Source organism: Streptomyces tuirus (assembly GCF_014701095.1).
GTDB classification, from domain to species: domain Bacteria; phylum Actinomycetota; class Actinomycetes; order Streptomycetales; family Streptomycetaceae; genus Streptomyces; species Streptomyces tuirus.
In genome coordinates this window covers 935,941-962,114 of the sequence record NZ_AP023439.1, presented here as the reverse complement: position 1 = coordinate 962,114, position 26,174 = coordinate 935,941, and the positions used below count along the sequence as shown (strand labels likewise).

Annotated in this window: 24 protein-coding genes, 1 pseudogene and 1 riboswitch; of the genes and pseudogenes, 14 read left to right on the top strand and 11 right to left on the bottom strand. The window is 71.4% G+C overall.

Going from position 1 to position 26,174, the window contains the following annotated elements; translation table 11 throughout:
• Positions 1-59: 59 nt before the first annotated feature.
• Positions 60-155, top strand: a riboswitch (glycine riboswitch).
• Positions 156-330: 175 nt separating this feature from the next.
• Positions 331-3,216: an aminomethyl-transferring glycine dehydrogenase gene (gcvP, locus tag IGS69_RS04570; protein ID WP_190897224.1), complete on the top strand. Its 2,886-nt coding sequence runs from the start codon at positions 331-333 to the stop codon at positions 3,214-3,216.
• 68 nt (positions 3,217-3,284) lie between these two features.
• Here gcvP and IGS69_RS04565 read toward each other — a convergent pair whose 3' ends face one another.
• Positions 3,285-3,704, bottom strand: coding sequence for a TOBE domain-containing protein (locus IGS69_RS04565; RefSeq protein ID WP_190897222.1), 420 nt, complete (start codon positions 3,702-3,704; stop codon positions 3,285-3,287).
• A gap of 70 nt (positions 3,705-3,774) precedes the next feature.
• The gene (locus tag IGS69_RS04560; RefSeq protein WP_190897220.1) at positions 3,775-4,170 is read right to left on the bottom strand and encodes a TOBE domain-containing protein; all 396 of its coding nucleotides are present in this window, start codon (positions 4,168-4,170) and stop codon (positions 3,775-3,777) included.
• Positions 4,171-4,298: 128 nt separating this feature from the next.
• On the opposite strand from IGS69_RS04560, the gene IGS69_RS04555 reads away from it, so the two are divergent.
• On the top strand, positions 4,299-4,898 hold the full coding sequence (locus tag IGS69_RS04555) for a DUF1707 SHOCT-like domain-containing protein (protein ID WP_190897217.1): 600 nt from the start codon (positions 4,299-4,301) through the stop codon (positions 4,896-4,898).
• A gap of 1 nt (position 4,899) precedes the next feature.
• Here IGS69_RS04555 and IGS69_RS04550 read toward each other — a convergent pair whose 3' ends face one another.
• Positions 4,900-6,879 carry an APC family permease gene (locus tag IGS69_RS04550; RefSeq protein ID WP_190897215.1) on the bottom strand — a complete coding sequence of 660 codons (1,980 nt, stop codon included), beginning with the start codon at positions 6,877-6,879 and terminating at the stop codon, positions 4,900-4,902.
• Positions 6,880-7,301: 422 nt separating this feature from the next.
• Here IGS69_RS04550 and IGS69_RS04545 point away from each other — a divergent pair, with 422 nt between their 5' ends.
• Genes IGS69_RS04545 through IGS69_RS04530 form a run of 4 tightly spaced genes read left to right on the top strand, consistent with a single transcriptional unit; the run spans position 7,302 to position 11,542 of the window.
• Entirely contained in the window at positions 7,302-8,594 is a 1,293-nt protein-coding gene (locus tag IGS69_RS04545) for an extracellular solute-binding protein (protein ID WP_190897213.1), read from the top strand.
• 6 nt (positions 8,595-8,600) lie between these two features.
• On the top strand, positions 8,601-9,599 hold the full coding sequence (locus IGS69_RS04540; RefSeq protein WP_190897211.1) for a carbohydrate ABC transporter permease: 999 nt from the start codon (positions 8,601-8,603) through the stop codon (positions 9,597-9,599).
• Positions 9,596-10,438: a carbohydrate ABC transporter permease gene (locus IGS69_RS04535; RefSeq protein WP_190897209.1), complete on the top strand. Its 843-nt coding sequence runs from the start codon at positions 9,596-9,598 to the stop codon at positions 10,436-10,438. The genes IGS69_RS04540 and IGS69_RS04535 overlap by 4 nt, the downstream gene beginning before the upstream one ends.
• Before the next feature lie 54 nt (positions 10,439-10,492).
• Entirely contained in the window at positions 10,493-11,542 is a 1,050-nt protein-coding gene (locus tag IGS69_RS04530; protein ID WP_190897208.1) for an endo-1,4-beta-xylanase, read from the top strand.
• A gap of 124 nt (positions 11,543-11,666) precedes the next feature.
• Here the strand turns inward: IGS69_RS04530 and IGS69_RS04525 are convergent.
• The 3 genes and pseudogenes from IGS69_RS04525 to IGS69_RS04515 form a co-directional block, all read right to left on the bottom strand.
• A pseudogene (locus IGS69_RS04525) lies at positions 11,667-11,807 on the bottom strand (LacI family transcriptional regulator); the annotation flags it as partial.
• A 241-nt stretch (positions 11,808-12,048) separates the two neighbouring features.
• Positions 12,049-12,252: a DUF5999 family protein gene (locus IGS69_RS04520; RefSeq protein WP_030835828.1), complete on the bottom strand. Its 204-nt coding sequence runs from the start codon at positions 12,250-12,252 to the stop codon at positions 12,049-12,051.
• 446 nt (positions 12,253-12,698) lie between these two features.
• Positions 12,699-13,283, bottom strand: coding sequence for a hypothetical protein (locus IGS69_RS04515; protein WP_190897206.1), 585 nt, complete (start codon positions 13,281-13,283; stop codon positions 12,699-12,701).
• Between the two features lie 545 nt (positions 13,284-13,828).
• Here IGS69_RS04515 and IGS69_RS04510 point away from each other — a divergent pair.
• Together IGS69_RS04510 and IGS69_RS04505 are read left to right on the top strand one after the other, a co-directional pair.
• On the top strand, positions 13,829-15,346 hold the full coding sequence (locus IGS69_RS04510; RefSeq protein ID WP_190897204.1) for a glutamate-cysteine ligase family protein: 1,518 nt from the start codon (positions 13,829-13,831) through the stop codon (positions 15,344-15,346).
• A 128-nt stretch (positions 15,347-15,474) separates the two neighbouring features.
• On the top strand, positions 15,475-16,215 hold the full coding sequence (locus IGS69_RS04505; RefSeq protein WP_385864451.1) for a CPBP family intramembrane glutamic endopeptidase: 741 nt from the start codon (positions 15,475-15,477) through the stop codon (positions 16,213-16,215).
• A 50-nt stretch (positions 16,216-16,265) separates the two neighbouring features.
• On the opposite strand, the gene IGS69_RS04500 is transcribed toward IGS69_RS04505, so the two are convergent.
• Positions 16,266-17,084 carry a PhzF family phenazine biosynthesis protein gene (locus IGS69_RS04500; protein ID WP_190897200.1) on the bottom strand — a complete coding sequence of 273 codons (819 nt, stop codon included), beginning with the start codon at positions 17,082-17,084 and terminating at the stop codon, positions 16,266-16,268.
• 166 nt (positions 17,085-17,250) lie between these two features.
• Between IGS69_RS04500 and IGS69_RS04495 the strand changes: the two genes are divergently transcribed.
• Positions 17,251-17,886, top strand: coding sequence for a PadR family transcriptional regulator (locus tag IGS69_RS04495; RefSeq protein WP_190897198.1), 636 nt, complete (start codon positions 17,251-17,253; stop codon positions 17,884-17,886).
• A gap of 61 nt (positions 17,887-17,947) precedes the next feature.
• Here IGS69_RS04495 and IGS69_RS04490 read toward each other — a convergent pair whose 3' ends face one another.
• Positions 17,948-18,376: a type II toxin-antitoxin system Rv0910 family toxin gene (locus IGS69_RS04490; RefSeq protein ID WP_190897196.1), complete on the bottom strand. Its 429-nt coding sequence runs from the start codon at positions 18,374-18,376 to the stop codon at positions 17,948-17,950.
• Positions 18,377-18,598: 222 nt separating this feature from the next.
• Here IGS69_RS04490 and IGS69_RS04485 point away from each other — a divergent pair, with 222 nt between their 5' ends.
• The 3 genes from IGS69_RS04485 (at position 18,599) to IGS69_RS04475 (ending at position 21,410) form a co-directional block, all read left to right on the top strand.
• Complete coding sequence (locus IGS69_RS04485; RefSeq protein ID WP_232543431.1) at positions 18,599-19,147, top strand: Clp protease N-terminal domain-containing protein; 549 nt, start codon at positions 18,599-18,601, stop codon at positions 19,145-19,147.
• An 85-nt stretch (positions 19,148-19,232) separates the two neighbouring features.
• A complete protein-coding gene (locus tag IGS69_RS04480) occupies positions 19,233-20,237 on the top strand; it encodes an EamA family transporter (protein ID WP_190904375.1) in 1,005 nt (334 codons plus the stop codon).
• Between the two features lie 222 nt (positions 20,238-20,459).
• The gene (locus IGS69_RS04475; protein ID WP_190897192.1) at positions 20,460-21,410 is read left to right on the top strand and encodes a DMT family transporter; all 951 of its coding nucleotides are present in this window, start codon (positions 20,460-20,462) and stop codon (positions 21,408-21,410) included.
• A gap of 45 nt (positions 21,411-21,455) precedes the next feature.
• On the opposite strand, the gene IGS69_RS04470 is transcribed toward IGS69_RS04475, so the two are convergent.
• On the bottom strand, positions 21,456-22,142 hold the full coding sequence (locus IGS69_RS04470; protein ID WP_190897191.1) for a pyridoxamine 5'-phosphate oxidase family protein: 687 nt from the start codon (positions 22,140-22,142) through the stop codon (positions 21,456-21,458).
• 35 nt (positions 22,143-22,177) lie between these two features.
• On the opposite strand from IGS69_RS04470, the gene IGS69_RS04465 reads away from it, so the two are divergent.
• Positions 22,178-23,509 (top strand): aminotransferase class I/II-fold pyridoxal phosphate-dependent enzyme, encoded by a 1,332-nt coding sequence (locus IGS69_RS04465; RefSeq protein ID WP_190897189.1) that lies wholly within the window; start codon positions 22,178-22,180, stop codon positions 23,507-23,509.
• A 35-nt stretch (positions 23,510-23,544) separates the two neighbouring features.
• Here IGS69_RS04465 and IGS69_RS04460 read toward each other — a convergent pair whose 3' ends face one another.
• Positions 23,545-24,498 carry a DMT family transporter gene (locus IGS69_RS04460; protein ID WP_190897187.1) on the bottom strand — a complete coding sequence of 318 codons (954 nt, stop codon included), beginning with the start codon at positions 24,496-24,498 and terminating at the stop codon, positions 23,545-23,547.
• A 75-nt stretch (positions 24,499-24,573) separates the two neighbouring features.
• Between IGS69_RS04460 and IGS69_RS04455 the strand changes: the two genes are divergently transcribed.
• Positions 24,574-25,476 (top strand): LysR family transcriptional regulator, encoded by a 903-nt coding sequence (locus IGS69_RS04455; protein WP_190897185.1) that lies wholly within the window; start codon positions 24,574-24,576, stop codon positions 25,474-25,476.
• A gap of 116 nt (positions 25,477-25,592) precedes the next feature.
• Here the strand turns inward: IGS69_RS04455 and IGS69_RS04450 are convergent, their stop codons facing one another.
• Positions 25,593-26,063: a pyridoxamine 5'-phosphate oxidase family protein gene (locus tag IGS69_RS04450; protein ID WP_030835784.1), complete on the bottom strand. Its 471-nt coding sequence runs from the start codon at positions 26,061-26,063 to the stop codon at positions 25,593-25,595.
• Positions 26,064-26,174: the final 111 nt, after the last annotated feature.

Sequence of the window (26,174 nt, the reverse complement as noted above, 5' to 3'; positions counted from 1 at the left end):
GGGATGCGGCCACTCGAAGGTTCGTGCGTCGACCTCGCTGGTACGCTGGCAGCGGCTGCTGACCCCGCGCGGGAGAGTCCTCCAGACATCATCGGAGGCGCCGAAGGAGCAAATCCTCCCCGGAATCTCTCAGGCTCACGTACCGCGCGGACGAGGTCACTCTGGAAAGCAGGGCGGGTGTCGACGGCTTCCGCTCTCACCGACGGTGAAAGCCGGAGGCCTTCGGGCGATCCGGTGAAGCTCTCAGGTTGAGATGACAGAGGGGGAGGCCGTCCGGGTACCCGTGCCGTGGTGCCCCTCGCAGGTCGTGTCGACCAGGAGGCCTCCGTAATGACCGCCCACCGCATTCCGCTCTCCGAGCTCGAAGAGGCAGTCCCCTTCGAGCAGCGCCACATCGGCCCCGACCACGAGGCCTGCGCCAAGATGCTCGCCCACGTCGGCTACGGCTCACTCGACGAGCTCACGGCCGCCGCGGTCCCGGCCGTGATCAAGAGCGCCGAGGCGCTGGACCTCCCGGGCGCCCGCAGCGAGGCCGAGGTGATCGCCGAGCTGCGCTCCCTCGCCGACCGCAACCAGGTCCTCGGTTCCATGATCGGACTCGGCTACTACGGCACGTTCACACCGCCGGTCATCATGCGCAACGTCATGGAGAACCCGTCCTGGTACACGGCCTACACGCCGTACCAGCCGGAGATCTCGCAGGGCCGGCTCGAGGCGCTGCTCAACTTCCAGACGGTGGTCGCCGACCTGACCGGGCTGCCGACCTCGGGCGCCTCCCTGCTCGACGAGGGCACCGCGGCCGCCGAGGCCATGGCACTGTCGCGGCGCCTGGGCAAGAACAAGAAGGGCCTGTTCCTGGTCGACGCGGACACGCTGCCGCAGACCATCGCCGTGATCCAGACCCGCGCCGAGCCGACCGGTGTCGAGGTCGTCGTCGCCGATCTCGGCGAGGGCATCCCCGCCGAGCTCGCCGAGCGCGAGATCAACGGCGTACTGCTCCAGTACCCGGGCGCCTCCGGGGCCGTGCGGGACATCAAGCCGGTCATCGACCAGGCGCACGAGCTCGGGGCGCTGGTCACCGTCGCCGCCGATCTGCTGGCGCTGACGCTGCTGAAGTCGCCCGGTGAGCTCGGGGCGGACATCGCCGTCGGCACGACGCAGCGCTTCGGCGTCCCCATGGGCTTCGGCGGACCGCACGCCGGCTACATGGCGGTCCAGGACAAGATGGCGCGCAGCCTGCCCGGGCGGCTCGTCGGCGTGTCCGTGGACGCCGACGGCAACAAGGCCTACCGGCTGGCGCTGCAGACGCGCGAGCAGCACATCCGCCGTGAGAAGGCGACCAGCAACATCTGCACCGCGCAGGTGCTGCTCGCCGTCATGGCCGGCATGTACGCCGTCTACCACGGCCCGGAGGGCCTGAAGGGCATCGCCCGGCGCACCCACCGGTACGCCACGGTCCTGGCCGCCGGGCTCGCGGGCGGTGGCGTCGAGGTCGTGCACGGGGCGTACTTCGACACCCTGACCGTGCGGGTCGAGGGCCGGGCCGCCGAGGTCGTGGCCGCCGCCCGGGACAACGGGGTCAACCTGCGCCACGTCGACGCCGACCATGTCTCGATCGCCTGCGACGAGACCACCACCCGCGCCCAGCTGCGCGCCGTGTGGGCCGCCTTCGGTGTCGACGGTGTCGTCGAGGCACTGGACGCGGCCACCGAGGACGGGCTTCCGGGTGCGCTGCTGCGGACCGACGACTACCTGACGCACCCCGTCTTCCACCAGCACCGCTCCGAGACCGCCATGCTGCGCTACCTGCGCAAGCTGGCCGACCGCGACTACGCGCTCGACCGGGGCATGATCCCGCTGGGCTCCTGCACGATGAAGCTCAACGCGACCACCGAGATGGAGCCGGTCACCTGGCCCGAGTTCGGGCAGCTGCACCCCTTCGCGCCCGCCGAGCAGGCCGGGGGCTACCTCACCCTCATCCACGAGCTGGAGGACCGGCTCGCCGAGGTCACCGGCTACGACAAGGTCTCCCTCCAGCCGAACGCCGGGTCGCAGGGCGAGCTGGCCGGACTCCTCGCGGTCCGCGGGTACCACCGGGCCAACGGGGACGAGCAGCGCACCGTCTGCCTGATCCCGTCGTCCGCGCACGGCACCAACGCCGCCAGCGCCGTGATGGCCGGCATGAAGGTCGTGGTCGTGAAGACCGCCGAGGACGGCGAGATCGACGTCGAGGACCTGCGGGCCAAGATCGAGCAGTACCGCGACGAGCTGGCCGTGCTGATGATCACCTACCCGTCCACGCACGGTGTGTTCGAGGAGCACGTCGCCGACATCTGCGCGCAGGTGCACGAGGCGGGCGGGCAGGTCTACGTCGACGGGGCCAACCTCAACGCGCTCGTTGGGCTCGCCAAGCCGGGGCACTTCGGCGGCGACGTCTCGCACCTGAACCTGCACAAGACCTTCTGCATCCCGCACGGCGGCGGCGGCCCCGGCGTCGGCCCGGTCGCGGTGCGCGAGCACCTCGCGCCCTACCTGCCGAACCACCCGCTTCAGCCCGAGGCCGGCCCGGAGACGGGCGTCGGGCCCATCTCGGCAGCCCCGTGGGGCTCCGCCGGCATCCTGCCCATCTCGTGGGCGTACGTCCGGCTCATGGGCGGCGAGGGGCTGAAGCGGGCCACGCAGGTGGCCGTGCTCAGCGCCAACTACATCGCCAAGCGCCTGGAGCCGCACTACCCCGTGCTCTACACCGGCCCCGGCGGTCTCGTCGCGCACGAGTGCATCATCGACCTGCGGCCGCTGACCAAGGCGACCGGCGTGAGCGTCGACGACGTGGCCAAGCGGCTGATCGACTACGGCTTCCACGCGCCGACCATGTCGTTCCCGGTGGCCGGGACACTGATGATCGAGCCGACCGAGTCGGAGGACCTGGCGGAGCTGGACCGCTTCTGCGAGGCGATGATCGCCATCCGCGCGGAGATCGAGAAGGTCGGCTCCGGCGAGTGGCCCGCGGAGGACAACCCGCTGCGCGGCGCCCCGCACACCGCGGGCGCGCTCGCCGGTGAGTGGGAGCACGCCTACAGCCGTGAGGAGGCGGTCTTCCCGGCCGGGGTGTCGACCGCCGACAAGTACTGGCCGCCGGTGCGCCGCATCGACCAGGCCTTCGGCGACCGGAACCTCGTCTGCTCATGCCCGCCGCTGGACGCGTACGAGGACTGACGACCGGCCGACCGGTCACAGGGAGGGGCTCCGCGGTGCGGGGCCCCTCCCGTCGTTCACCCCGCGCGTCACGCGGTGGTGAGTGATACCTCGGTCGCCTTGATCAGCGCGACGACGGGGGTCCCGGGCATGAGGGCCAGCTCCTCCGCGGCGTCCCGGGTGATCGCGGCGGTCAGTTCACCGCCCTCCACCGTGACGCGGACGGACGCCATCGCCTCGCCGGCGGTGAGGCCGGTGATCCTGCCGGGGAACTGGTTGCGGATCGACAGGCCCTCGATGGGCGCGGTCGCCAGGGAGACCTCCGTCGACTTCATCAGGGCAAGCACGGGGGTGCCCGGGGCGAGACGGAGGTCCTGCGCGGCTTCCCGGGTGATCGCCGCGGTGAGGTCCTGGCCCCCGGTGAGGCGGACCCTGACCGTCGCCATGGCCTCGCCCGGGGTGACGGCGGTGACGGTGCCGGGGAGCTGGTTGCGGATGCTCAGGCTCATGGGTGCACGGTAGCCCGGTGGGGCGTGCTGGGCCTGGTATGCGCCCTTTGCCCCTCCTTCTCTCCCCGCCTCAGACGCGGTCGATATGGACGTTCGTCGACTTCACGCGGGCCGTCGCCTCCATGCCGACCTCCAGGCCCAGTTCCTCCACCGCCTCGCGGGTGAGCAGGGAGACGAGCCGGTGCGGGCCGGCCTGGATCTCCACCTGGGCGGCGACGTCGCCGAGTTTGATCGCGGTCACGATGCCGGGGAAGGCGTTGCGGGCCGAGGTGTACGGGGTGTCCTCCTCGGCGGCGCCGGGCCTGGCCAGTTCGACCGAGAACGCGGCCAGGTCACGCCCGTCGACGAGCCGTCGCCCGGCCTCGTCGCGGTGGGTCGTGATGCGGCCCGCGTCCGCCCAGCGGCGGGCGGTGTCCGGGCTCACGCCGAGCAGCCGTGCTGCCTGGCCGATCGTGTAGGACTGCATGCCGATGACGATAGGGGCGGGGCGAGGGAACGGTGGATGCGGGGTTGGCCGTTGGGTATAACGCGATATAGCGTTAGTGGTCGAGTGGGCGGGCCGGGCGGCGTGCCCGGGGGATCGGCGGTGGAGTGATGGCGGCTGAGATCGCGCGGGCCGGTGGATCGCCCGAGGTGAGGGCCTCGCACGCGGACCGGGACCGGGTCGTGGACGTGCTGCGCGTCGCCGCGGGGGACGGACGGCTCACCCTGGAGGAGCTCGAGGAGCGGCTGGAGACGGCGCTGTCCGCCCGCACGCTGGGCGAGCTCGCCGTGCTGACGGCGGATCTGCCCGCGGTGGCCGGCCAGGCGTCCGGTGAGGCCGAGGACGTCGTCCGGATCCGGCAGGAGGGGGCCTCGAGCCGCCGGGGTGACGGCTGGGTGGTGCCGCGGCGGCTGGAGGTCCGTTCGGCGTGGGGCGAGGTGACTCTCGACTTCACCGACGCGGTGATCACTCACGACACCCTGGACGTCGACCTGGATCTGCGGGCGGGCGCTCTGAAGCTGCTGACCCGGCCGGGTGTCGTGGTCGACACCGGCGGCCTGGTGCTGCACTACTCCGAGATCAAGGCCCGCCGGCCGGCCAATGCGGCCCCCGTCCTGCTGCGGATACGGATCACGGGCGAGATCCACTACGGGCAGGTCGTGGTGCGCCCGCCGCGAAGGGGCTTCGGCAGGAAGGGCGCGACGGCCTGACTCAGCCCACGTGCACCCTCGGCCGCCGCCGGCGGTCCGGCTCCGCCTCACGCAGGACCTCGCGGGTCACCGGGGCGACCTCACCCTGCCCGAACAGGAAGAAGCGCAGGAAGTTGGCGAAGGGGCTGCCCTCGGTCCACTCGAAGTAGATGTGCGGGATGCGGCCCGTCTCGTCGCGGACGTGCAGCAGCAGCGCGGCCAGGGCGTTGGGGATCGAGGACGATTCCAGCGTCAGGACGCGGTAGCGGCCGTGCAGCACCTCACCGCGCACGGTCAGGCTCGTCTCGAACTCGGAGGGGTCGGTGACCGTCACCTCGGCGAAGACGAAGTCCTCCCGGCCGGACAGGTCGTTGTCGTGCCGGATCTGCTCGATCTTGTCGCGGTACTCGGCGACGTCGCGCTGGTCGGGCTCGTTGGCGATGAACCGGATCCGGCGGTTGGCCATGTCCCGGACGAAGCGCTCCGCCATGTCGTCCAGCGTCACGCTGGTCACGCGCAGCTCGAAGGCCCGGGCCAGTCGGGACAGCAGGGAGACCAGGATGATGCCGGCGATGAAGCAGGCGCCGATCTTCACGCCGTCCGGGCGCTCGATGACGTTGAGGACGGTCGTGTAGAGGAACACCGCGGAGATCACCGCGAAGGCGATGGTCCAGTTCCGCTGCCGGGCCTTGCGGGCGGCGATGGTCACCGCGATCGCGGCGGAGCTGATGAGGACCAGCACGCCGGTGGCGTAGGCGCCGCCCTGGGCGTCGACGTCGGCGTCGAAGATCCAGGTGACCAGGAAGGCGATCAAGGTGAAGACGATGACCATGGGCCGCACGGCACGGGCCCAGTGCGGGGCCATGCCGTAGCGGGGCAGGTAGCGCGGCATCAGATTGAGCAGGCCGGCCATCGCGGACGCGCCGGCGAACCAGAGGATGGCGATCGTCGAGACGTCGTAGACCGTGCCGAAGGTGTTGCCGAGGTATTCGTGCGCCAGGTACGCGAGCGCACGGCCGTTGGCCTGGCCGCCCGCCTCGAAGTCCTTCTCGGGGATGAGCAGGGTGGTGATGAAGCTGGTCGTGATCAGGAAGACGCTCATGATCAGCGCGGCCGTGGTGAGCAGCTTCTTCGTGTCGCGGATGCGGCCGGTCGGCCGTGCCTCCGTGTCGTCCGGATCGCCTTGGACGTGCGGCATCACCGCGACGCCTGTCTCGAACCCGGAGAGCCCGAGCGCCAGTTTCGGGAAGACGAGCAGGGCGACGCCGATCATGGCGAAGACATTGCTGTGCTCGGTGGTGAGGGCGCTCGACCAGTCGGTGATCACATGACCGGCGGTGATGACGTGATAGAGGCCGGCGACCACCACGACGGCGTTCAGCGCGAGGTAGGCGCTGACGAGGGCGACCGCGACGCCGATCGCCTCCAGGAAGCCCTTGAGGAACACCGCCCCGAGCAGGGCCACCAGGACCAGGGTGATCAGCATCTGCTTGTTGTGCAGGGCATCGGTCAGATGGGGGTTCTCCACGAGGTGGGTGGAGGCGTCGGCCGCCGACAGCGTGATGGTGATGAGGAAGTCGGTGGCGGCGAACCCGAGCAGGGTCAGCACGAACAGCTTGCCCTTCCAGAAGGAGAGCAGCCGTTCCAGCATCGCGATCGAGCCCTCCCCGTGGGGGCTCTCCTCGGCCACGCGGCGGTAGACCGGCAGGGCGCCGGCCAGGGTGACGACGACCAGGACGATGGTCGCGATCGGTGACAGCAGTCCGGCGGCGAGGGCCGCGATGCCCGGCTGATAGCCGAGGGTCGAGAAGTAGTCGACGCCGGTCAGGCACATCACCCGCCACCAGCGCTGCCCCCGGTGCGGGGGCTCCGGCCGGGCGTGGGGCCCGGTGTGGCCACCACGCTTGCCCATGTCGGACAGGCCTTCCAGCAGCCAGGCGCGCAGACGGTCGCGTGGGGTGGACTGCGGACGGCCCGGTGCCGGGTGCTCGGTGGTGGCCATCGACGTGCTCCCGAGGTGCGGCTCAGCGTGGTTTCCGGCCATCACTGGACGGCCCGATCAGCGTAAGCGGAGCGTGATGCCCTGGCTCGTGAATGAGGGGGCTGTGCGCGTCAAGCTTCCGTTAAGACTGCCGGGCCCGTCGGCCGCAGGGTGAAAACGCGAGATGAGAGCGCGTGGGACGACTCCGGCCACGGAGTGGGCGGTGCCGATGCACGGCTCGCACGCGGACACCCTGCGTGATGGCCGGGGATCCCCTTCGGAACGTTCGTCTGTGTAGCCGAATGTTTCGCGATCCCGTCGGCTCCGTGCTTCGCAGGGAGATTGACTGGGTACAAGGGGTTGCCACCCTTTGGCCGCTGTCTCTAGGGTGCGGCAGCAACGAAGCTTTCTGGATCTCATTCGAAACTTTCGAGGAGAGCATGATGGGCGACCCGGCACTGTCCCGCCGCGGCTTCCTGGCGGCCTCCGCCGCGGCCGGTCTGGGGACGACGGCACTGACCGCATGCGGCGGGGACTCGGACGGAGGGTCGTCGGGGACGACCACGATCGAATGGTGGAACATCTCCACCACCCAGCCGGCCAAGGACGTCTGGGCCGCTCTCGCCCGGAAGTACGAGGCGCGCAACCCCAAGGTCAAGATAAAGATCGTCCAGATGGAGAACGACGCCTACAAGTCGAAGATGACGGCGTTGACCGCCTCCGGGAAGCTGCCCGACATCTTCCACACCTGGGGTGGCGGCGTGCTGAAGCAGCAGGTCGACGCCGGGCTCGTCGAGAACCTCACGGACCGGACCAAGCCGTGGGGCGACGCCCTCCTGCCGGTCGCCAAAGAGCCGTACCTGATCGACGACCAGGCCTACGGCATCCCGTTCGACATCGGCATGATCGGCTTCTGGTACAACAAGGCCCTCTTCGAGAAGGCCGGCATCGCCGAGCCCCCCACCACCTGGAGCGGGTTCCTCGACGCCGTACGCAAGCTGAAGGCCGCCGAGGTCACGCCGCTGGCCCTGGCCGGCAAGGAGAAGTGGCCCGGCATGTACTACTGGGCCTACCTCGCGATGCGCACCGCCGGCGCCGAAGCGCTCCAGACGGCGTACGACGACAAGGACTTCACCGGCGCCCCCTTCGTCGAGGCGGGCGACCACCTGAAGGAGCTCGTCGGCCTCCGGCCGTTCCAGAAGGGCTACCTCGGCGCGGCCTACTCCACGCCCACCGGCCAGGCCGCCACCGTCGGCAACGGCAAGGCGGCGATGGAGCTCATGGGCCAGTGGGCGCCCACGGTCCAGGCCGACGCGGGCAAGGGCCTCGGCAAGGACCTCGGCTTCTTCCCGTTCCCCGCGGTCGAGGGCGGCAAGGGCGCCATCACCGAGGTCTTCGGCGGAGGCGGCGGGCACGCACTGCGCCGGGGCGCCCCGCAGGAGGCCGTCGACTTCCTCAAGTTCTTCGCGTCCGAGGCCACCGACCTGGAGCTGGTCAAGAAGACCGGTGTGCTGCCCGTCGTCCCGGCGGCCGAGAGCGCCATCGCCGACCCCAACATCAAGGCCGTACAGGCGCAGCTGAAGGCGGCCACCGGCTTCCAGCTCTACCTCGACCAGGCGTACGCGCCCGCCGTCGGCCAGGAGGTCAACGACAGCGTGGCCGCGCTCATCGCCGGCTCCAAGTCGCCCGGGCAGGTCGCCCAGTCGATCACGAAGACCGCGAAGGAAGAGCAGTAGCCGGCGATGACCTCCACGTTCCTGCCGGACAAACGGACCGGCCCCGGCGCCGGTTCCCCGCCCCCGGCCGCGGACCGGCCCACCGGGCGGGCCCGGCGCCGCACGCTGCACTGGCTCACCGCGGCCGGCTTCCAACTCCCCGCCCTGGTGCTGTTCCTGGGGCTCGTGCTGCTGCCGATGCTGTTCGCCCTGTACGCCGCTTTCTTCCGCTGGGGCGGCTTCGGCATGCCCTCCGACTACATCGGCGGCGAGAACTTCACCCGGCTCTTCCAGGACGACGTCTTCCTCGGCGACCTGTGGCGCTGCCTGGTCCTGGTGGTGCTGTCGCTCGCGATCCAGCTGCCGTTCGCGCTCGCCATGGCGGTCCTGCTCAACCAGCGGATGCGCGGCCGGGCGGTCTACCGGATGCTGTTCTTCGCCCCGTACGTCCTGTCCGAGGCCATCACCGGAATCCTCTTCGGCATGATCTTCGCCCCGGACGACGGCTTCGCCGACCAGGTCCTCGGCAAGATCGGGCTGGAGGGGCTGGGCGGGCAGTGGTTCGCGGATCCGTCCACCGTCATGGCGACCGTGTTCCTGGTCATGACCTGGAAGTACTTCGGCTTCCACATGATGCTGTACCTGGCCGGACTCCAGGCCGTCCCACGGGAACTGACCGAGGCGGCGCTCATCGACGGGGCGAGTGCCTGGCAGCGGTTCCGCAACGTCACGCTGCCGCTGCTCGCACCCACCCTGCGCATCAGCGTGTTCCTGGCGGTCATCGGGTCGATCCAGCTCTTCGACCTGGTGTGGGTGACCACCGCGGGCGGCCCCGACCACCACTCCGAGACCATGGCCGTGACCATGTTCCAGTACGGCTTCAAGCGCTACCAGGTCGGCTACGCCAGCGCGATCAGCGTGGTCATGTTCGGCATCAGTCTCGTCTTCGCCCTCGCCTACCAGCGGTTCGTCCTCCGGCGCGACCTGGAGGGGGCCACCACGACCATGCGGGGTGACGGAAAATGACAGCCAACCAGAAGACCCGTGCGCGGCTGAACACCTGGAGCCTGCACCTCGTCCTGGTTGTCGTCGGCGCGGTCATGGCCGTCCCCCTGCTCTACGCCGTGCTCTCCGGTTTCAAGTCCACCGACGAGCTCTCCCGCAACCCGATCGGTCTGCCCGAGTCGTGGGTGGCCTCCAACTACACCCAGATCCTCGGTTCGGGCGACTTCTGGCGGCTGATCGGCAACAGCACGCTGATCGCGATCGGAACGACCGTCCTGATCGTCGCCGTCTCCGCCCTGTCCGCCTTCTCCTTCGCACGGTTCGCCTTCCGGGGCCGGGAAGCGCTGTTCACGCTGTTCACCATGGGGCTGATGTTCCCGTTCGCGGTGGCCGCCCTGCCGCTGTTCCTGCTGCTGCGCTCCCTGGACCTGCTGGACAACCCCCTCGGCGTGATCCTCCCGCAGGCCGCCTTCGGACTGCCGATGACGATCATCATCCTGCGGGGCTTCTTCCGGCAGATCCCCGGCGAGCTGGAGGAGGCGGCCACGCTCGACGGGTGCAGCTCCTTCGGCTTCTTCTGGCGGGTGCTGCTGCCCATGGCCCGCCCCGCGCTCGGCACCGTCTCCGTGCTGGCCGTCGTCACCAGCTGGAACAACTTCTTCCTGCCGCTGCTGGTGTTCACCGACGCCCAGTGGTGGACGCTGCCGATCGGCGTCCAGCAGTTCCAGGGGCAGTACTCCGCGGACTACGCCAAGGTCTTCGCCTATCTGGTGCTGGCCATGGTCCCCGCCCTCGCCTTCTACTCGGTCGCCGAGCGTCAGCTCGTCGGCGGCCTCACCGCCGGCGCCACCAAGGGCTGACCCGCGCCGTGAACGTACGGCTCTGCCCACCCACCCGTCGTGAGGAGTCGCACCATGCGCACCACCCGTCTCAGACTCGCCGGCGCCGTCGCCGCGCTCCTGGTCGCCGCCGGTATCGGCGCCGGCACACCCGCCCAGGCGGGGCACCAGCAGCCCACCCTCGCCGACCTCGCCCAGCGGCACGGCCGCTACTTCGGCAGCGCCACCGACAACCCCGAGCTCATGGACGGGCCGTACACGGCCCTGCTCGGCAGCGAGTTCGACCAGATCACGCCCGGCAACGGCATGAAGTGGTACGCGACCGAGCCCCAGCAGGGCGTGTTCGACTTCTCTCAGGGCGACGAGATCGTGAACCTCGCCCGGGCCAACCGGCAGAAGGTACGCGGCCACACCCTGGTCTGGCACAGCCAGCTGCCGGAGTGGCTCACGAGCAGGGAGTGGACGGCCCCGGAGCTGAGGGCCGTGCTGAAGAAGCACATCCAGACGGAGGTACGGCACTACCGGGGCAAGGTGTTCGCCTGGGACGTCGTCAACGAGGCGTTCAACGAGGACGGCACGTACCGGGAGTCGGTCTTCTACAAGACGCTCGGGCCCGGCTACATCGCCGACGCCCTGCGCTGGGCGCACCAGGCGGATCCGCGCGTCAAGCTCTACCTCAACGACTACAACATCGAGGGGATCGGCCCGAAGAGCGATGCCTACCACCGCCTGGCCAAGGAGCTGAAGGCCGCGGGCGTCCCGCTGCACGGCATCGGCCTCCAGGCCCATCTGGCCCTGCAGTACGGCTATCCGGACACCCTGGAGGACAACCTCCGCCGCTTCTCCCGGCTCGGCCTCGACACCGCGCTCACCGAGGTCGACATCCGGATGCAGCTGCCCGCGACGGAGGAGAAGCTGGCACAGCAGGCCCAGTGGTACGCCGACGTGACCGAGGCGTGCCTGGCGGTACGGCGGTGCGTCGGTGTCACGCTGTGGGACTACACCGACAAGTACTCGTGGATCCCGGCGTTCTTCCCGGGCGAGGGCGCCGCCCTGCCGTGGGACGAGGAACTGCGGCGCAAGCCGGCGTACTTCGCACTGCGCGAGGCGCTCGGGGGCAGGTAGCGGGGCGGCGCGGCGCCCTGCCGGACAGGGGGTGGCGGGGCGCCGTTCCTTGTAGCAGAGGTCGGGTGGCGGGGCGCCGTTCGTCATGGCGGAGGTTGGCAGGCGCCGTTCCGCGGGGCGGAGGTCAGGCCGGGGGCGCGGTGCTCGCCCGGACCACCAGGTCGGTGCCCAGTTCCACGCGAGGTGAGTCCGGCTGCTCGTCGCGGGTCAGGCGCAGCACCGTGTGCACGGCGAGTCTGCCCATGTCGGCCAGGGGCTGGCGGACCCTGCCCTCGGCGTCGGCCCCACGTGCTCCCACGTGCCCCACCTCCGTCGACGGGTGACCGCGAAAGTTCCCGGAGTTTCCGGACGACGGGATGAGTGGGAAGGCGCGCGAAGCGGGAACGGGACGTGGCGGCGGGTGACGGAAAGTGACGACCTGCGGACATGCGTCGGGGCCGGTGCGCAGGGCGTCCTGCGGCCGGCCCCTCATGTCTGCCGGCGGGGCGGCACCCCGCCGAACGGCCTCAGGCGGCCGTCATCACCTGGCCGGCCAGCGGGCGGTGCGGGGCGATGGCCCGGCCGTCCGGCAGCAGCTCGCCGGTGTCCTCGAAGAGCACCACGCCGTTGCACAGCAGGCTCCACCCCTGTTCCGGGTGGTGCGCCACGAGGCGGGCGGATTCCCGGTCGGCGGAGTCGGCTGACGGGCACTGGGTCTGGTGCTGGCACATGGGTGGGATCTTTCGCTGGGTCGAGATGGACGATGGGATTGCGTCGGCTGAGTCGGATGTCGTGTCTGTTCCGCGGCTAGAAGTGTCGTTCATGGCCGCCCCCCGTTGTGATAAGTCGTCGGAACCCAGTGTTGCCCCACGGGCGTCAATCCGCAGGGATTTCGCGGCACCGCTTCTTACAGGTTCAGGACGCATCACCCGCGCGGACGGTTCATCCCAACTGCACTGTCCCTTCGGGTGGTTCGCCCTGGCCGGATAGGGCTAGTCCGCTCGGGTCGGCTGGGGTCGGCGCCCTTTTCGGCTCGTGCGAGCCGATGAACGCTCGTACGAGCGATCGTGTGAGCGATAAAGCGATCGTGCGAGCGGTTCGTGGCCGGACGCGCGGTAAAGGAACGACCCCGCCGCTGTGAATTCGGCGACGGGGTCGTGGAGAACCGCGCGGTGTCTCAGGCGGGTGAGCCGAGCAGTCTGGTGGGGGCGGCCCGGTGGGTCAGCACCGGGAGGAGTTCGGCGACGCGGTGCGGGCGGTGAGCCGCGATGCCGGGAGGCGCCGGCGCCAGCGGGACGAGCAGGTCGGTGGCGGCGGGGTGACCGGTGGCACCGTCCGCGGTGCAGTCCTCGTGCAGCCAGAGAGTCAGCATGTACAGGCCGGGCACCGACAGCAGGCGGGGCTGGTACGGCTGCGGCATCGTCTCGGCCTGGCGCAGGGCGCGCTCGGTGGAGGTGATGTACGGGCCCTCGAAGAAGTGGGAGAAGGTCCAGCCGTCGGCAGTCAGTATGGTCTCCGCCGCGGCCACGGCGTGGTCGCCGCAGCGGATCAGGAAGCGCCACCCGGCCAGTCGCGTCGCGGAGACGCCCTCGGCGGTGACGTGGTCGAGGACGTGCACGGGCAGGGGGAGCTCGGGTGTGGCGGGTCCCTGGGTGCCGAGCAGGGAGGGAGTTCGGGCTTCGCGCACCGCGGTGGGTGAGGAGAGGGCGGTGAGGACGGAACGGAGTGCGGGCGCGGGAGCCGGCGGGACATGCAGCGGCATGGTGGGTCGCCTCTCATTCAAAGGCACGGTGGCGCGAGGGCGGGGGCGGACGGCGCTGTCAGCTCACGAGGGTCAGAGAGGCAGGGGCCGGGGTCATGAGAACGAGAGGGGGGTGGGGTCCGCGTCGCCTCGGCGGCAGGACCCATCGACCGTGGGCGCCAACCTTCTGCCTTGTTCGCGGAGTTTATACGACACGGGTTCAGACTGTGTTTCGTCTAGCCGTTTCCGGCGAGTAGAACAAGGGTACATTCGGTCGGCGTTACGCGAGAATTATCCCGGTTCCAGGCGGGGTGCACTGCGATGACCTCGGCGCATGTCCGCGAACCGGTCGGCCCATTCTCGTCGGCGTTTTTCACGAGTTCCCGGGGCCCGATACCCGTCCTGTGCGACATGCCGAGTGAATGTGCCACCGGTCACACACGACCAGCGTAGCGGCCGGAGCGTCCGCCCGGGACGTTATCGATCGCTTTCACTGGGCATCCTCCACCTGACCGGGACCCCGGCAGCGGGATCACGGCCCGCATCATCCGAGGAGGGACGCTTCGATGGGGGAGAAGGTCGCGGCAGGCCGGTTCGACCTGTCCGATCGCCAGCGCTACCGCGACAAGCTGCGTCAGTGTCTGACGGGCCTGGAGCGACTCCTGGCGGAGCAGCGGTTCGATCGCCCCAAGAACCTGATGGGGCTGGAGATCGAATTGAATCTCGCGGGTGCCGACGGCATGCCGAAAATGTTGAACGGGCAAGTCCTCGAACGCATCGCGAGTCGCGACTTCCAAACAGAGCTCGCCATGTTCAACCTGGAAGTGAACATCCCCCCACACCGCTTGGGGGGCCGGGTTTTCGACCGGCTCACGGAGGAACTCCGTACGTCACTGGCATATGCCGACCGAAAAGCCGGCGAGGTCGACGCGGGAATTGTGATGATCGGTATTCTGCCGACTCTCGGCCGTGACGACCTGGTGTCGTCGAACCTCTCCGACGTCGACCGGTACACCCTCCTCAACGACCAGATCGTGGCCGCCCGCGGCGAGGAGTTCACCCTCGACATCGACGGCGTGGAGCACCTGAGCTGCACCTCGAAGTCCATCGCGCCGGAGGCCGCCTGCACCTCGGTGCAACTGCACCTCCAGGTCACCCCGGCCCGCTTCGCCGACGTGTGGAACGCGGCCCAGGCGGTCACCGCCGCGCAGATCGCCGTCGGCGCCAACTCGCCCTTCCTCTTCGGCCGCGAGCTGTGGCGCGAGTCGCGGCCCCCGCTGTTCCAGCAGTCCACCGACACCCGCCCGCCCGAGCTCCAGGCCCAGGGCGTCCGGCCGCGCACCTGGTTCGGGGAGCGCTGGATCACCTCGGCGTACGACCTCTTCGAGGAGAACCTGCGCTACTACCCGGCCCTGCTGCCGATCTGCGACGACGAGGATCCGCTGAAGGTGCTCGACCAGGGCGGCACACCGTCGCTCGCCGAACTGGTCCTGCACAACGGCACGATCTACCGCTGGAACCGCCCGGTCTACGGCATCGCCGACGGTGTCCCGCACCTGCGCGTGGAGAACCGCGTCCTGCCGGCCGGACCCACGGTCATCGACGTCGTCGCGAACGCGGCCTTCTTCTACGGGGTGGTCAGGGCCCTCGCCGAGGAGTCGCGGCCGGTGTGGAACCGGCTGCCGTTCGAGGCGGCCGCCGCCAACTTCGATGCCGCGTGCAAGGACGGCATCGACGCCCGCTTCACCTGGCCCCGGCGCGGCCGGTACAGCGGCATGGCCGAGGTCGACGCGGTGAACCTGATCCGCGACGAGCTGCTGCCGCTCGCCGAGGCCGGGCTGGACGCCTGGGGAGTCGAGCCGGCCGACCGGGATCTGTATCTGGGCGTGATCGAGGAGCGGTGCCGGCGTCGGGTGAACGGGGCGAGCTGGCAGGCCGCCACGTTCCACACGGCACTGGACGCCGGCCACTCCCGGGACGACGCGCTGGCCGCCACGACCCGGCGCTACCGCGAGCTGATGCACAAGGGCGACCCGGTGCACACCTGGCCGGTCGGGCTGGGGGAGCCGGTGTCGCCGGGCTGACGCCGCCGCCGGGATGAGATCCCGCTGCCGCCATACTGATCCGACAGGTCGGTGAAGTGGAGGCGGGTGTGCAGGCGGAGACGAGCCCGGTGGGCGATTCCATTCCCCAGCAACGGCTCTCACGGCGGATGCTCCGCGACGAGACGCTGCTGGTCCTCGCGCTGTCGCTGGGCGCGAGCGGAGTGTCCGCGCTGATCAGCTTCATCGGGTCGGTCACCAAGCCGGGCGGCCTCAGGGACCAGGCGGCCACGATGAACGCCTCGGCGGCGCCCGGGCGGCCCTGGCTCGACCTCGCCTGGCAGCTCTTCGGGATCACCACGGCGCTCGTGCCCGTCGCGCTGGTCGCCCACTTCCTGCTGCGGGAGGGCGCGAGCCTGCGCACGATCGGCTTCGACCGCACCCGCCCCTGGTCCGACCTCGGGCGCGGGGCGGCGATCGCGGCGGTCATCGGCAGCACCGGCATCGCCTTCTACCTCGCGGCCCGCGGCCTCGGCTTCAACCTCACCGTGGTGCCCGAGGCACTGCCGGAGGTGTGGTGGAAGTACCCCGTGCTGATCCTCTCGGCGATCCAGAACGCCGTGCTGGAGGAAGTGATCGTCATCGGCTACCTGCTGCGCCGCATGGGCCAGCTGGGGTGGACCCCGACGGCGGCTCTGGTCGGCAGCTCCGTTCTGCGCGGCTCGTACCACCTCTACCAGGGCATCGGCGGCTTCGTAGGCAACATGCTCATGGGCGTCGTCTTCGTCTGTCTCTACCGCCGCTGGGGGCGGGTCGGCCCGCTCGTGGTGGCCCACGCGCTGCTCGACATCGGGGCGTTCGTCGGCTACGCGCTGCTGGCCGGCAAGGTGGACTGGCTGCCGACGGCGTGAGGTGACACGGGCAGGGGCGTACGACGGTGGCGTACGCCCCTTCGTGCGTCTCAGATCAGCAGGTCGCCCTCGATGACGGTGACCGCCGTGCCGGTCAGCAGGGTGCGGTCGCCGCGCAGCTCCGTGCGGACGCGGCCGGAGCGGGGTGAGGCCTGGAGACCGGTGAGACGGGGGCGGCCCAGGCGCTCGGACCAGAAGGGGGCGAGGGCGGTGTGGGCGCTGCCCGTCACCGGGTCCTCGTTGACACCGACGTTCGGGAAGAAGCAGCGCGAGACGAAGTCGTAACCCCGGTCGGGGTCCTCGGCGCGGGCGGTGGCGATGACGCCGCGCTCGGAGTGGGCCGCGAGGGCCCTCAGGTCGGGACGCAGGGCGTGCACCGTCTTCTCGTCGGCGACCTCGACGAGCAGGTCGCCGATGTTCGGACCGGTGTCGAGGACCGTGAGCGGCTCGGCGCCCAGGGCCTCGGCGAGGCCGCGGGGCGGGTCGGCCCGGGTGAGCGGGGCCGTCGGGAAGTCCAGCGTGACGGAGCCGTCCGCGGCGGGCGTGGCGACGAGGACGCCGCTGCGGGTGGCGAACCGCACCGGACCGGTGTGGACGCCGGTCGTGTGCAGGACGTGGGCGGTGGCGAGGGTGGCATGGCCGCACATCGCGACCTCGGCGGCCGGTGTGAACCAGCGCAGGGCCCAGTCCGCCTCGCCGCCGCCGGGGAGAGGGTGGGCGAAGGCCGTCTCGGAGTGGTTGACCTCCAGGGCGATGTTCTGCAGCCAGGTGTCGTCCGGGAAGGCGTCCGCGCCGGGCAGGAGCAGGACCCCGGCCGGGTTGCCGGAGAAGGGGCGATCGGTGAAGGCGTCGACGATTCGGATCCTCATGCCCCGACGCTAGGGCTCCCAGGAAGCCGCGGGCCAAGGCCAATTCGCGAGTGGCGGCCCGACTTCCGCCGGTCGGGTCGCACGGGCAGGGCCTTGTCGGTCGAGCGTTACCGATATATCGTTGAAGTATCGCGACAGATCAACGATGGAATGGAGAGTGGTTGCGATGCGTACCCACGGATTCGAGCGTGGACATGGACACGGCGGCCCGCACCGTGGCCGGGGTGGCTTCGAAGGGCTGCGCGCGGCCTTCGGTCCCTTCGGGCCAGGCGGGCCCGGTGGCCCCGGCTGGGGCGGGCCCGGTGGACCGGGCTTCGGCCCGGGACCCTGGGGCGGACGAGGGCGCGGAGGGCCACGGGGGAGGGCGCGGCGCGGTGACGTACGCGCCTCGATCCTGGCCCTGCTGAAGGACCGGCCGATGCACGGCTACGAAATGATCCAGGAGATCGCCGAGCGCAGCGGCGGGGCGTGGAAGCCCAGCCCCGGCTCGGTGTACCCCACCCTTCAGCTGCTGGAGGACGAGGGGCTGATCGTCAGTGCCTCCGAGGGCGGCAAGAAGCTGTTCTCGCTCACCGAGGCGGGCCGCGAGGCCGCCGAGGAGGGTCCCGAGGCGCCCTGGGAGGAGGCCTCCCGCGGGGTCGACTGGGAAGCCCTCGGCGAGATCCGTCAGGCCGGCTTCGGTCTGATGGAGGCCTTCGGCCAGGTCTGGAAGACCGGCAGCAAGGAGCAGCGGGAGAAGGCGGTCGGCGTCATCAACGAGGCCCGCAAGAAGCTGTATCTGATCCTCGCCGACGAGGACTGAACCCGGCAGGATACGAAGCGCCCTCGGAGTGGTCCGGGGGCGCTTCGTCGTGCCGGAAGTGTCAGGTCACCAGCCCGTCCAGCTTGCGCAGCGACTCGTGCAGGGCCGCCGTGGCCGAGTCCCTGAGCTTGCCCGCCATCAGCGACACCGTCGCGCCCGTGAACTCGCCGTCGATGCGGACCGTCGTGGCGTCGCCGCCGGGTGTGAGGGTGTAGCGCGTCGCCACGGTCACCGCCATCGGGCCCTTGCCGCGGATGGCGAGCACGCGGGCCGGTTCCAGCTCCTCGACGGTCCACATCACCTCGGCCGGGAAGTTCATCAGCCGCATGTTCTCCTGGAACGTCGCGCCCACTTCCAGGGGTTCCGGGCCGCCCGCCGGAAAGCTCGTGTGGGTCGCGTTCCACTCGCCGTACGCGGACCAGTCCGTGAGCCTGGCCCACACCTTCTCGGCCGGCGCCCCGATGCGTGTCTCCGCACTGACTTCGGCCATGCGACCACCTCTTCGTGTCGGGCTGGGTGTCGCGGAAGGTAGCCGCGGCGGCCGCAATGTTCAATACTGACGAACCGTCAGCCGTGCGGGTCTCCCTCCTGAATCCGCCTGATCTCCTCCGTAAGGAGGAGATTCCGCTCGCTGGGGTCCACTTTCCGCGGGACGCGAAGATGCTTCCCGCCGGGGATGACCCGGGCCCGCGGGACTGATGGGGTAGCGGATGTGCAACCCCGTATCCCCCGGCAGTCGGCCCATGAGCACGGCATTCAGCGCGTGGACAACGATGCCCGGCTCAGTGACGAGCTGGCCTCGGTGGTCGGCGGTGCCCGGCGCCGGGCCGTCCGGGACGGGGACCGGCAGATCGACACCGCCCATCTGCTCCACTCGCTGCTGGAATCCGACCCCGACGCGCGTGCCGTCTTCGGCGAGGGGGCGCAGATCGCGCGGCTGCTCGGCTATCTCGTCCAGCGCAGCATCGGCTACGGACTGCGCTGGCAGAGCGGTGTCGAGGACTCCGGCGCCGTCCCCGGGGTGACGGAGGCGGCGGGCTTCTCCCCGCTCGCCGCCGCCTGCATGGAGTACGCCTGTGAGCGCGCCGCCGGGCGGGGCGGACCGGCCCGCGGCACCGACCTGCTCGCGGCGATCGCCGTCGACCCGCAGGCGCGCGCGGTGGAGGTGCTCGAACGGGCCGGCGTCGACCCGCGCGAGGTCATCGCCCGGCTCGACGGCTGGTCCGGACTCAGCGAGGAGTGCGGCGAAACCACCTGCTGAGCGGCACACGCCGGGCACTTCGCCCCGTCCAGGCAGTGAGACAGGTGCCATAGGGGATGACGCTCCTGTCATGGCCTGCCATCATGTGCCGGTGCGTACCTCTGACAGCAGCGTGAGCGGGCGCGGCAGGGGTGTGGGGCTCGGCCTCGCGCTCCTGTCCGCGGTGGCCTTCGGCGGATCCGGTGTCGCGGCCAAGCCGCTGATCGAAGCAGGACTGGACCCGCTGCACGTGGTGTGGCTGCGGGTGGCGGGGGCGGCCCTGGTGATGCTGCCGCTCGCCGTGCGCCATCGCGCGCTGCTGCGCCGGCGCCCCGGGCTGCTCGCCGGCTTCGGGCTGCTGGCCGTCGCCGGTGTCCAGGCCTGCTACTTCGCCGCGCTCTCCCGGATCCCCGTCGGGGTCGCGCTGCTCATCGAGTACCTGGCGCCCGCGCTCGTGCTGGGCTGGGTGCGGTTCGTGCAGAAACGGCCGGTGACGCGGGCCGCGGCCGTCGGTGTCGTCCTCGCGGTCGGCGGACTGGCCTGTGTCGTCGAGGTCTGGTCGGGCCTCGGCTTCGACGCCCTCGGACTGCTGCTCGCGCTCGGCGCGGCCTGCTGCCAGGTCGGCTACTTCGTCCTGTCCGACCAGGGCAGCGACGCCGGGGACGAAGCGCCCGACCCGCTCGGTGTCATCGCCTACGGACTGCTCGTCGGAGCGGCCGTGCTGACCGTGGTCGCCCGGCCCTGGAGCATGGACTGGTCGGTGCTCCGGGGCACCGCGACCATGGACGGCCGGCCCGTCGCCGCCGTCGTGCTGCTGGCGTGGATCATCCTCGTCGCCACGGTCGTCGCCTACGTCACCGGCGTGCTCTCCGTGCGGCGGCTCTCCCCGCAGGTCGCGGGGGTCGTCGCCTGTCTCGAGGCGGTCATCGCCACCGTCCTGGCCTGGGTCCTGCTCGGCGAGCATCTCTCGGCGCCGCAGATCGCCGGTGGGGCCATCGTGCTGGTGGGCGCCTTCATCGCGCAGTCCTCGACACCCTCGAAGGGTTCCGAGCGGCCGGTGGCGAGCGGCGGCCCGGAAAGGGAATTGTCCCGGCGGGGAACGAGCGCCTAAGGTGCCGATCATGCCTTCCGCACTCGTTCTTCCGCCTCCGGCCGTCTGAGGCGGGCCCTCCGGAAACCGCGCCCGGCGATGCGCCGCCGCGCGGAACGGTGCCGCCCGCAGACGAAGTCCGTGGCCCCTGATCCCCACTGATCCGGGAGCCTTCCCGAACTTCCGCACACCCGCCGCCGCTTGTCGCGTGCGGTGCGTCGTGCGCGACTGCGGAGAGAACACGTGTCGAACATCGCCTCCGGCCTGCCCATCGGGCGAGGCCTCCTCTATCTGATCGTCGCCGGTGTCGCCTGGGGCACCGCGGGCGCGGCCGCCTCCCTGGTCTACCGGGCCAGCGACATGGGGCCCGTCGCCCTCTCCTTCTGGCGCTGCGCCGCCGGGCTCGCGCTGCTGCTCGCCGTCCGACTGGTGCGCCCGCGCGCCGCGGCGCCCGTGCGGGAACCGCTCGGGCGCCGGGCACTGCGGACCGGGGTCACCGGGCTCGGCCTCGCCGTCTTCCAGACCGCGTACTTCGCGGCCGTCTCCGCCACCGGCCTCGCCGTGGCCACCGTCGTCACCCTCGGCGCGGGTCCCGTCCTCATCGCGCTGGGCGCCCGGCTGACCCTGGCCGAGCGCCTGGGGCGGGGCGGTGCCGTCGCCGTGCTGGGTGCCCTCACCGGGCTCGTGGTGCTCGTCCTCGGGAGCGGAGGCACGACCGTGCGCCCCACCGGGGTGCTGCTCGCGCTGCTGGCCGCGGCCGGGTACTGCGCGATGACGCTGCTCACCCGCCGGTGGGGCCGGGGCGGCGAGGGCGACGCCACCGGGACGACCGCCGGGGCCTTCGCCGTCACGAGCCTGTGCCTCCTGCCGTTCGCCCTGGCGGAGGGACTGCTGCCGCACACCGAGGAACCCGGCCGGCTCCTGCTCCTGCTGCTCTACGTCGCAGCCGTCCCCACCGCACTGGCCTACGGCCTCTACTTCGCGGGCGCGGCCGTCGTACGGTCCGCCACCGTCTCGGTGATCATGCTGCTGGAACCGGTGAGCGCGGCGGTCCTCGCCGTCGTCCTGCTCGGTGAACACCTCACGGTGGCCACGCTGGCCGGGACCCTGCTGATGCTGGGCTCGGTGGCGGGCCTGGCGGTGGGGGAGGCCCGGGGCGCACGGAGGGCCGAGGAGCCGGTGACGGCCGTGTGAGGTGCCGCCCGGGCCTGTCCTGGGGCGTCCTGCCGTGGAGCAGCGTCACAGGGCCGCGAGGTAGCCGGGCAGTTCGGTGCCGGGGGCCAGGCCGGGGTCGGAGTGCGGCGTGCCGTAGGTGCGCCGCACCGGGACGACGCCGGCCCAGTGCGGGAGGGCGAGGTCCTCCGGTTCGTCGTTCACGCCGCCGGTGCGCAGCTTCGCGGAGACCTCGTCCAGGTCGAGGCGGATCACGGCGGTGGCGGCCAGTTCCTTCTTGTTGGCGGGGCGCGAGTCCGCGGAGCGGCCGGGCACGACGTGGTCGACCAGCGCGTCCAGGGCCTGACGCTTCTCCTCGGGTTCCGTCACGTCGTGGGCGACGCCGTGCACCACTACGGAGCGGTAGTTGATCGAGTGGTGGAAGGCCGAGCGGGCCAGGACCAGACCGTCGACGTGCGTGACCGTCAGGCAGACCTCGAGGCCCGGGTCGGCCTGACCGGCCGCCCGCAGCGGACGCGAGCCCGTCGAGCCGTGCACGTACAGCCGCTCGCCGACGCGGGCGTACAGCGTGGGCAGCACGACCGGCGCCCCGTCGCGGACGAACCCGAGATGGCAGACATAGGCCTCGTCGAGTATCGCGTGCACCAGGTCCCTGTCGTACGAGGCCCGGTCCGGGGAGCGGGTGGGGACGGTGCGGTCGGACGGGGTGTAGGCGGTCTCGGGCTGCGACGGCGTCTGCGTGGTCCCCTGCATGGCGCTCTCCATTGCACTAGTGCATAATTGGCTTTGTGCTAGGAGAGTATCGGATCAGTGGGCGTCGCGCAGCGGACATTTCCGCGAGCATCGAGCGAGCGGTGGGGGCCGGTGAGCTGCGGCCCGGTCAACTGCTGCCTCCCATGCGGGAGTTGGCGGAACGGCTGGGGGTGAACCCCAACACGGTCGCGGCCGCGTACCGCACCCTGCGTGAGCGCGGGGTCATCGAGACCGCGGGCCGGCGCGGCAGCCGAGTCCGGCCCGCCCCGGCGACGACCGGGCGGGAGCACTTCCGGGTGGAGGTCCCCGAGGGCGTCCGGGACGTGGCGCAGGGCAACCCGGACCCGGCGCTGCTGCCGCCCCTCGCGGGCGCGTTCGCCGCTGCGGCGCAGGAGGGAGACCGGGCGCCCGTGCTCTACGGGGACACCCCCCTGGAGCCCGAGCTGGCGAGGATCGCGCGGGCCGGACTCGACGCCGACGGTGTGCCGGACGGGCCGCTCGCCGTGGTCTCCGGGGCCCTCGACGGCGTCGAACGGGTGCTGGCGGCCCATCTCAAGCCCGGTGACACCGTCGCCGTCGAGGATCCCGGCTGGGGCCGCACCCTCGACCTCGTGCCCGCCCTCGGGCTGCGAACCGTCCCCGTCGGCGTCGACGACGAGGGACCCCGAGCGGATGACGTGCGCGACGCGCTGGAGGCGGGGGCGCGGGCCCTGATCGTCACCGACCGCGCGCAGAACCCGACCGGCGCCGCGGTGAGCGCCGCACGCGCGCGTGCCCTGCGCGCCGTGCTCCGGGAGCACCAGGAGGTCCTGCTGATCGAGGACGACCACGGCCACGGCATCGTCGACGTGCCCCTGCACCCGCTGGCCGGAGTCACCCGGCACTGGGCGTTCGTGCGCTCCGCCGCCAAGGCCTACGGCCCCGATCTGCGCCTCGCCGTACTCACCGGGGACGCCGTCACCGTCGACCGGGTCCGCGGGCGGCACCGGCTCGGGCCCGGCTGGGTCAGCCGGCTGATGCAGCGGGCCCTGGTGCGGCTGTGGGCCGACGGCGCGTTGGACACCGCCGAGGTGGCGGCGTCGTACGGACGGCGGCGGGACGCGCTGATCGGCGCGCTCGAACGGCGTGGTGTCGCGGCGTACGGGCGCAGCGGGATGAACGTGTGGGTGCCCGTACCGGACGAGACCGGCGCCGTCGCCCGGCTGCTGCACGCCGGCTGGGCCGTGGCCCCTGGCGCCCGCTTCCGGCTGAGCGCACCGCCCGGCATCCGGGTCACCGTCTCCACGCTCGGCCCGGACGAGGTCGAGGTGCTGGCCGACGCGATCGCCGCGGCCCTCGGACCCGCCCCGGCGCGGAGCTACGACTGAGGGGGCGCCGGCCGGGGCCCTTCGGGTTCGCGTAGCTAAGGCCGGGACTCCCGCCGGGGCTTCGGCCGCACCTGGGTCAGCGCCGCCCCCGTCAGCACGATCACCGCCCCGACCGGCGTCGACCAGGCGAGCGTCTCACCGAGGAGGGCGACGCCCGCGGCCGTGGCGATGACCGGGATGAAGTACGTGACCATCTGCGCGGTCGTCGGGCCGACCTCCGCGACCAGGCCGTACTGCAGGAGGACCGCGAGGCCCGTACCCAGCGCGCCCAGGGCGGCGATCGCCAGCAGCGGTACGACGGCCACCCGGGTGGGCAGGGTCGTGAACAGCGGGGTGACGACGGCCAGCTGGACCGTCGCGAGCAGCAGCTGGGCGCCGGTCATCGACAGGTGCGAGTGCCCGGTGCCGGCCAATGTGCGGCGGACGTAGATCCAGCCGATCGGGTAGCTCAGGGAGGCGAGCAGGGCCAGTGCCGTGCCGGTGGCGTCCAGGCCGTGGAAGCCCTGCCAGGCGCCGAGCACCGTGAGCACCCCGAGGAAGCCGAGACCGAGCCCCGCGACCCGCACCCGGGTCGGCCGGTCCTCCGACAGGGCGACCAGCGACAGCGCCATGCCCCACAGCGGCGAGGTCGCGTTGCAGATGCCCGCCAGTGTGGACGGGATGGTCAGCTCGGCGTACGCGAACAGGGAGAACGGCAGGGCGTTGAGCAGGAATGCGGCGACCGTCAGATGGCCCCAGGTGCGCGCCCCGCGCGGCAGCCGCTCGCGCCGCACCGCCATCGCGGCGGCCAGTACCGCCGTGCCGAACACCAGCCTGCCGAGGGTCACTTGGAACGGCGCGTACCCCTCGGTGCCCACCTTGATGAGGAGGAAGCTGAAACCCCAGATCAGGGACAGGGCGGCGAACCGGAGGCGCCAGTCGAGGCGGCGGCGGGGTGATGCGGACAGGGCGGAGGCGACCTGGCCGGCCGGGGTGGTGACGGTGCTCATGCCGGCCACGATGCGGCACCGGGACCTCGTAGCACAATCGAGATTTCGCACCCGATACCGCGTAGCATTGCTTACATGTTGAACCTGGAGCGCCTGCGCACCCTCGACGCCCTCGCCCGGCACGGATCGGTGAGCGGTGCGGCCGAGGGGCTGCACATCACGACGTCCGCCGTCTCGCAGCAGCTGTCCAAGCTCGAGCGGGAGGTCGGCCAGCAGCTCCTCGCCAAGAACGGCCGCGGTGTGCGGCTCACCGACGCGGGCCGGCTGCTCGCCGAGCACGCCGGGCGCATCCTCTCCCAGGTGGAACTGGCCCAGTCCGACCTGGAGGCGCAGCGCGGGCAGGTCGTCGGCGAGCTCAGGCTGTCGGCGTTCCCGACGGCCGCGCGGGGGCTGTTCCCGCACGCGCTGGCCGCACTGCGCGCGCAGCACCCCGCGCTCCGGCTGCGCTCCTGCGAACTCGAACCGGAGCAGGGCATCGCCGGGGTCGTGCGCGGCGACCTCGACCTCGCCGTCGTGCTGGACTGGTACAACAAGCCGATGGCGCTGCCCGACGGGCTGGTCAAGGCGTCGATCCTGGACGACCCGGCCGAGGTCGCCATGCCGGTGGGCCACCGGCTCGCGGAGCGTGCGGAGGTGGACCTCGCCGAGTTCGCCGACGACGAGTGGATCACCTGGGGCGAGGGCGAGTTCTGCCACGAGTGGCTGATGTTCACGCTGCGCTCCAAGGGCGTCGAGCCGATCGTCGGGCACCGCGCCGCCGAGAACCACACGCAGCTCGCCCTCGTCGCCGCGGGCCTCGGGGTGTGCATCGCCCCGCTGCTCGGCCGCCACCCCGTGCCCGCCGGTGTCGTGACCGTCCCCCTGCGGCAGCGGGTCCGGCGGCACGTGTACGTCATCTGGCGCGCGGACGCGGACCGCCGCCCGTCGATCCGGGCGGCGGTGAAGGCCCTGCGGGCGGCGGGGGAGAGCGTGGGCTGACGCCCTGAGCGCTGCGGCTGCGGCTGCGACTCGGGGAGAGCGACTGCCGATGCCGCAGATCCGATGGACCCGAAGTGCGCCGGGTCAGGATTCCGGCCGACGTTCCGGTGGGGCGGCTACTGCCCGGCCAGTTTGCGGAAGTCCCAGGAGACGATTTTTTCCGGGGTCAGACGGATCCAGGCGTGCCGGCCGTCGTGCGGCATTTCCTCCAGGCCGAAGTTCTTCCGGGCGAACAGCGTCTCCGGCACGTCGAGTTCGGCGCGCAGCTCGCCCGTGCGCGGGATCTCGCCCACGAACTCGACGGTGCCCGACAGCTCGGCGCCGCGCAGCTCGTCGTAGTCCTCGCCGGTGTCGACCACGATCGCCACCCGCGGGTCGCGCCGCAGGTCGGTCCACCGCTTGCTGCGGACGACCGAGTACAGCCACATCGAGGCGCCGTCCCAGGCGAACCACAGCGTGCTCACGTGCGGCGCCCCGTCGGCCGACACCGTGGCGACCCGGCAGGTGCGCTGGGTGGTCAGGAAGTCGTCCAGCTCGCCCGGCGTCATCATGATCTTCCGGCCTCTGCGCTGCTGCGTGACGGTCATGCGCCCCCTCTTTCTCCCACGTCGTGCCAGAGGAGATCCTCTGACATCACGTCAGAAAAGGATGAGTGCTCTTCCGTCCGTGCGCAATGGTGGCTACGCTCGCCCGCCCGG

What these genes read in the sequence shown, in the direction of transcription:
- gcvP (WP_190897224.1), top strand. Translation starts at nt 331, where the DNA reads ATGACCGCCCACCGCATTCCGCTCTCCGAGCTCGAAGAGGCAGTCCCC.
- IGS69_RS04565 (WP_190897222.1), bottom strand. Translation starts at nt 3,704, where the DNA reads ATGAGCCTGAGCATCCGCAACCAGCTCCCCGGCACCGTCACCGCCGTC.
- IGS69_RS04560 (WP_190897220.1), bottom strand. Translation starts at nt 4,170, where the DNA reads ATGCAGTCCTACACGATCGGCCAGGCAGCACGGCTGCTCGGCGTGAGC.
- IGS69_RS04555 (WP_190897217.1), top strand. Translation starts at nt 4,299, where the DNA reads ATGGCGGCTGAGATCGCGCGGGCCGGTGGATCGCCCGAGGTGAGGGCC.
- IGS69_RS04550 (WP_190897215.1), bottom strand. Translation starts at nt 6,879, where the DNA reads ATGGCCACCACCGAGCACCCGGCACCGGGCCGTCCGCAGTCCACCCCA.
- IGS69_RS04545 (WP_190897213.1), top strand. Translation starts at nt 7,302, where the DNA reads ATGGGCGACCCGGCACTGTCCCGCCGCGGCTTCCTGGCGGCCTCCGCC.
- IGS69_RS04540 (WP_190897211.1), top strand. Translation starts at nt 8,601, where the DNA reads ATGACCTCCACGTTCCTGCCGGACAAACGGACCGGCCCCGGCGCCGGT.
- IGS69_RS04535 (WP_190897209.1), top strand. Translation starts at nt 9,596, where the DNA reads ATGACAGCCAACCAGAAGACCCGTGCGCGGCTGAACACCTGGAGCCTG.
- IGS69_RS04530 (WP_190897208.1), top strand. Translation starts at nt 10,493, where the DNA reads ATGCGCACCACCCGTCTCAGACTCGCCGGCGCCGTCGCCGCGCTCCTG.
- IGS69_RS04520 (WP_030835828.1), bottom strand. Translation starts at nt 12,252, where the DNA reads ATGTGCCAGCACCAGACCCAGTGCCCGTCAGCCGACTCCGCCGACCGG.
- IGS69_RS04515 (WP_190897206.1), bottom strand. Translation starts at nt 13,283, where the DNA reads ATGCCGCTGCATGTCCCGCCGGCTCCCGCGCCCGCACTCCGTTCCGTC.
- IGS69_RS04510 (WP_190897204.1), top strand. Translation starts at nt 13,829, where the DNA reads ATGGGGGAGAAGGTCGCGGCAGGCCGGTTCGACCTGTCCGATCGCCAG.
- IGS69_RS04505 (WP_385864451.1), top strand. Translation starts at nt 15,475, where the DNA reads ATGCTCCGCGACGAGACGCTGCTGGTCCTCGCGCTGTCGCTGGGCGCG.
- IGS69_RS04500 (WP_190897200.1), bottom strand. Translation starts at nt 17,084, where the DNA reads ATGAGGATCCGAATCGTCGACGCCTTCACCGATCGCCCCTTCTCCGGC.
- IGS69_RS04495 (WP_190897198.1), top strand. Translation starts at nt 17,251, where the DNA reads ATGCGTACCCACGGATTCGAGCGTGGACATGGACACGGCGGCCCGCAC.
- IGS69_RS04490 (WP_190897196.1), bottom strand. Translation starts at nt 18,376, where the DNA reads ATGGCCGAAGTCAGTGCGGAGACACGCATCGGGGCGCCGGCCGAGAAG.
- IGS69_RS04470 (WP_190897191.1), bottom strand. Translation starts at nt 22,142, where the DNA reads ATGCAGGGGACCACGCAGACGCCGTCGCAGCCCGAGACCGCCTACACC.
- IGS69_RS04460 (WP_190897187.1), bottom strand. Translation starts at nt 24,498, where the DNA reads ATGAGCACCGTCACCACCCCGGCCGGCCAGGTCGCCTCCGCCCTGTCC.
- IGS69_RS04455 (WP_190897185.1), top strand. Translation starts at nt 24,574, where the DNA reads ATGTTGAACCTGGAGCGCCTGCGCACCCTCGACGCCCTCGCCCGGCAC.
- IGS69_RS04450 (WP_030835784.1), bottom strand. Translation starts at nt 26,063, where the DNA reads ATGACCGTCACGCAGCAGCGCAGAGGCCGGAAGATCATGATGACGCCG.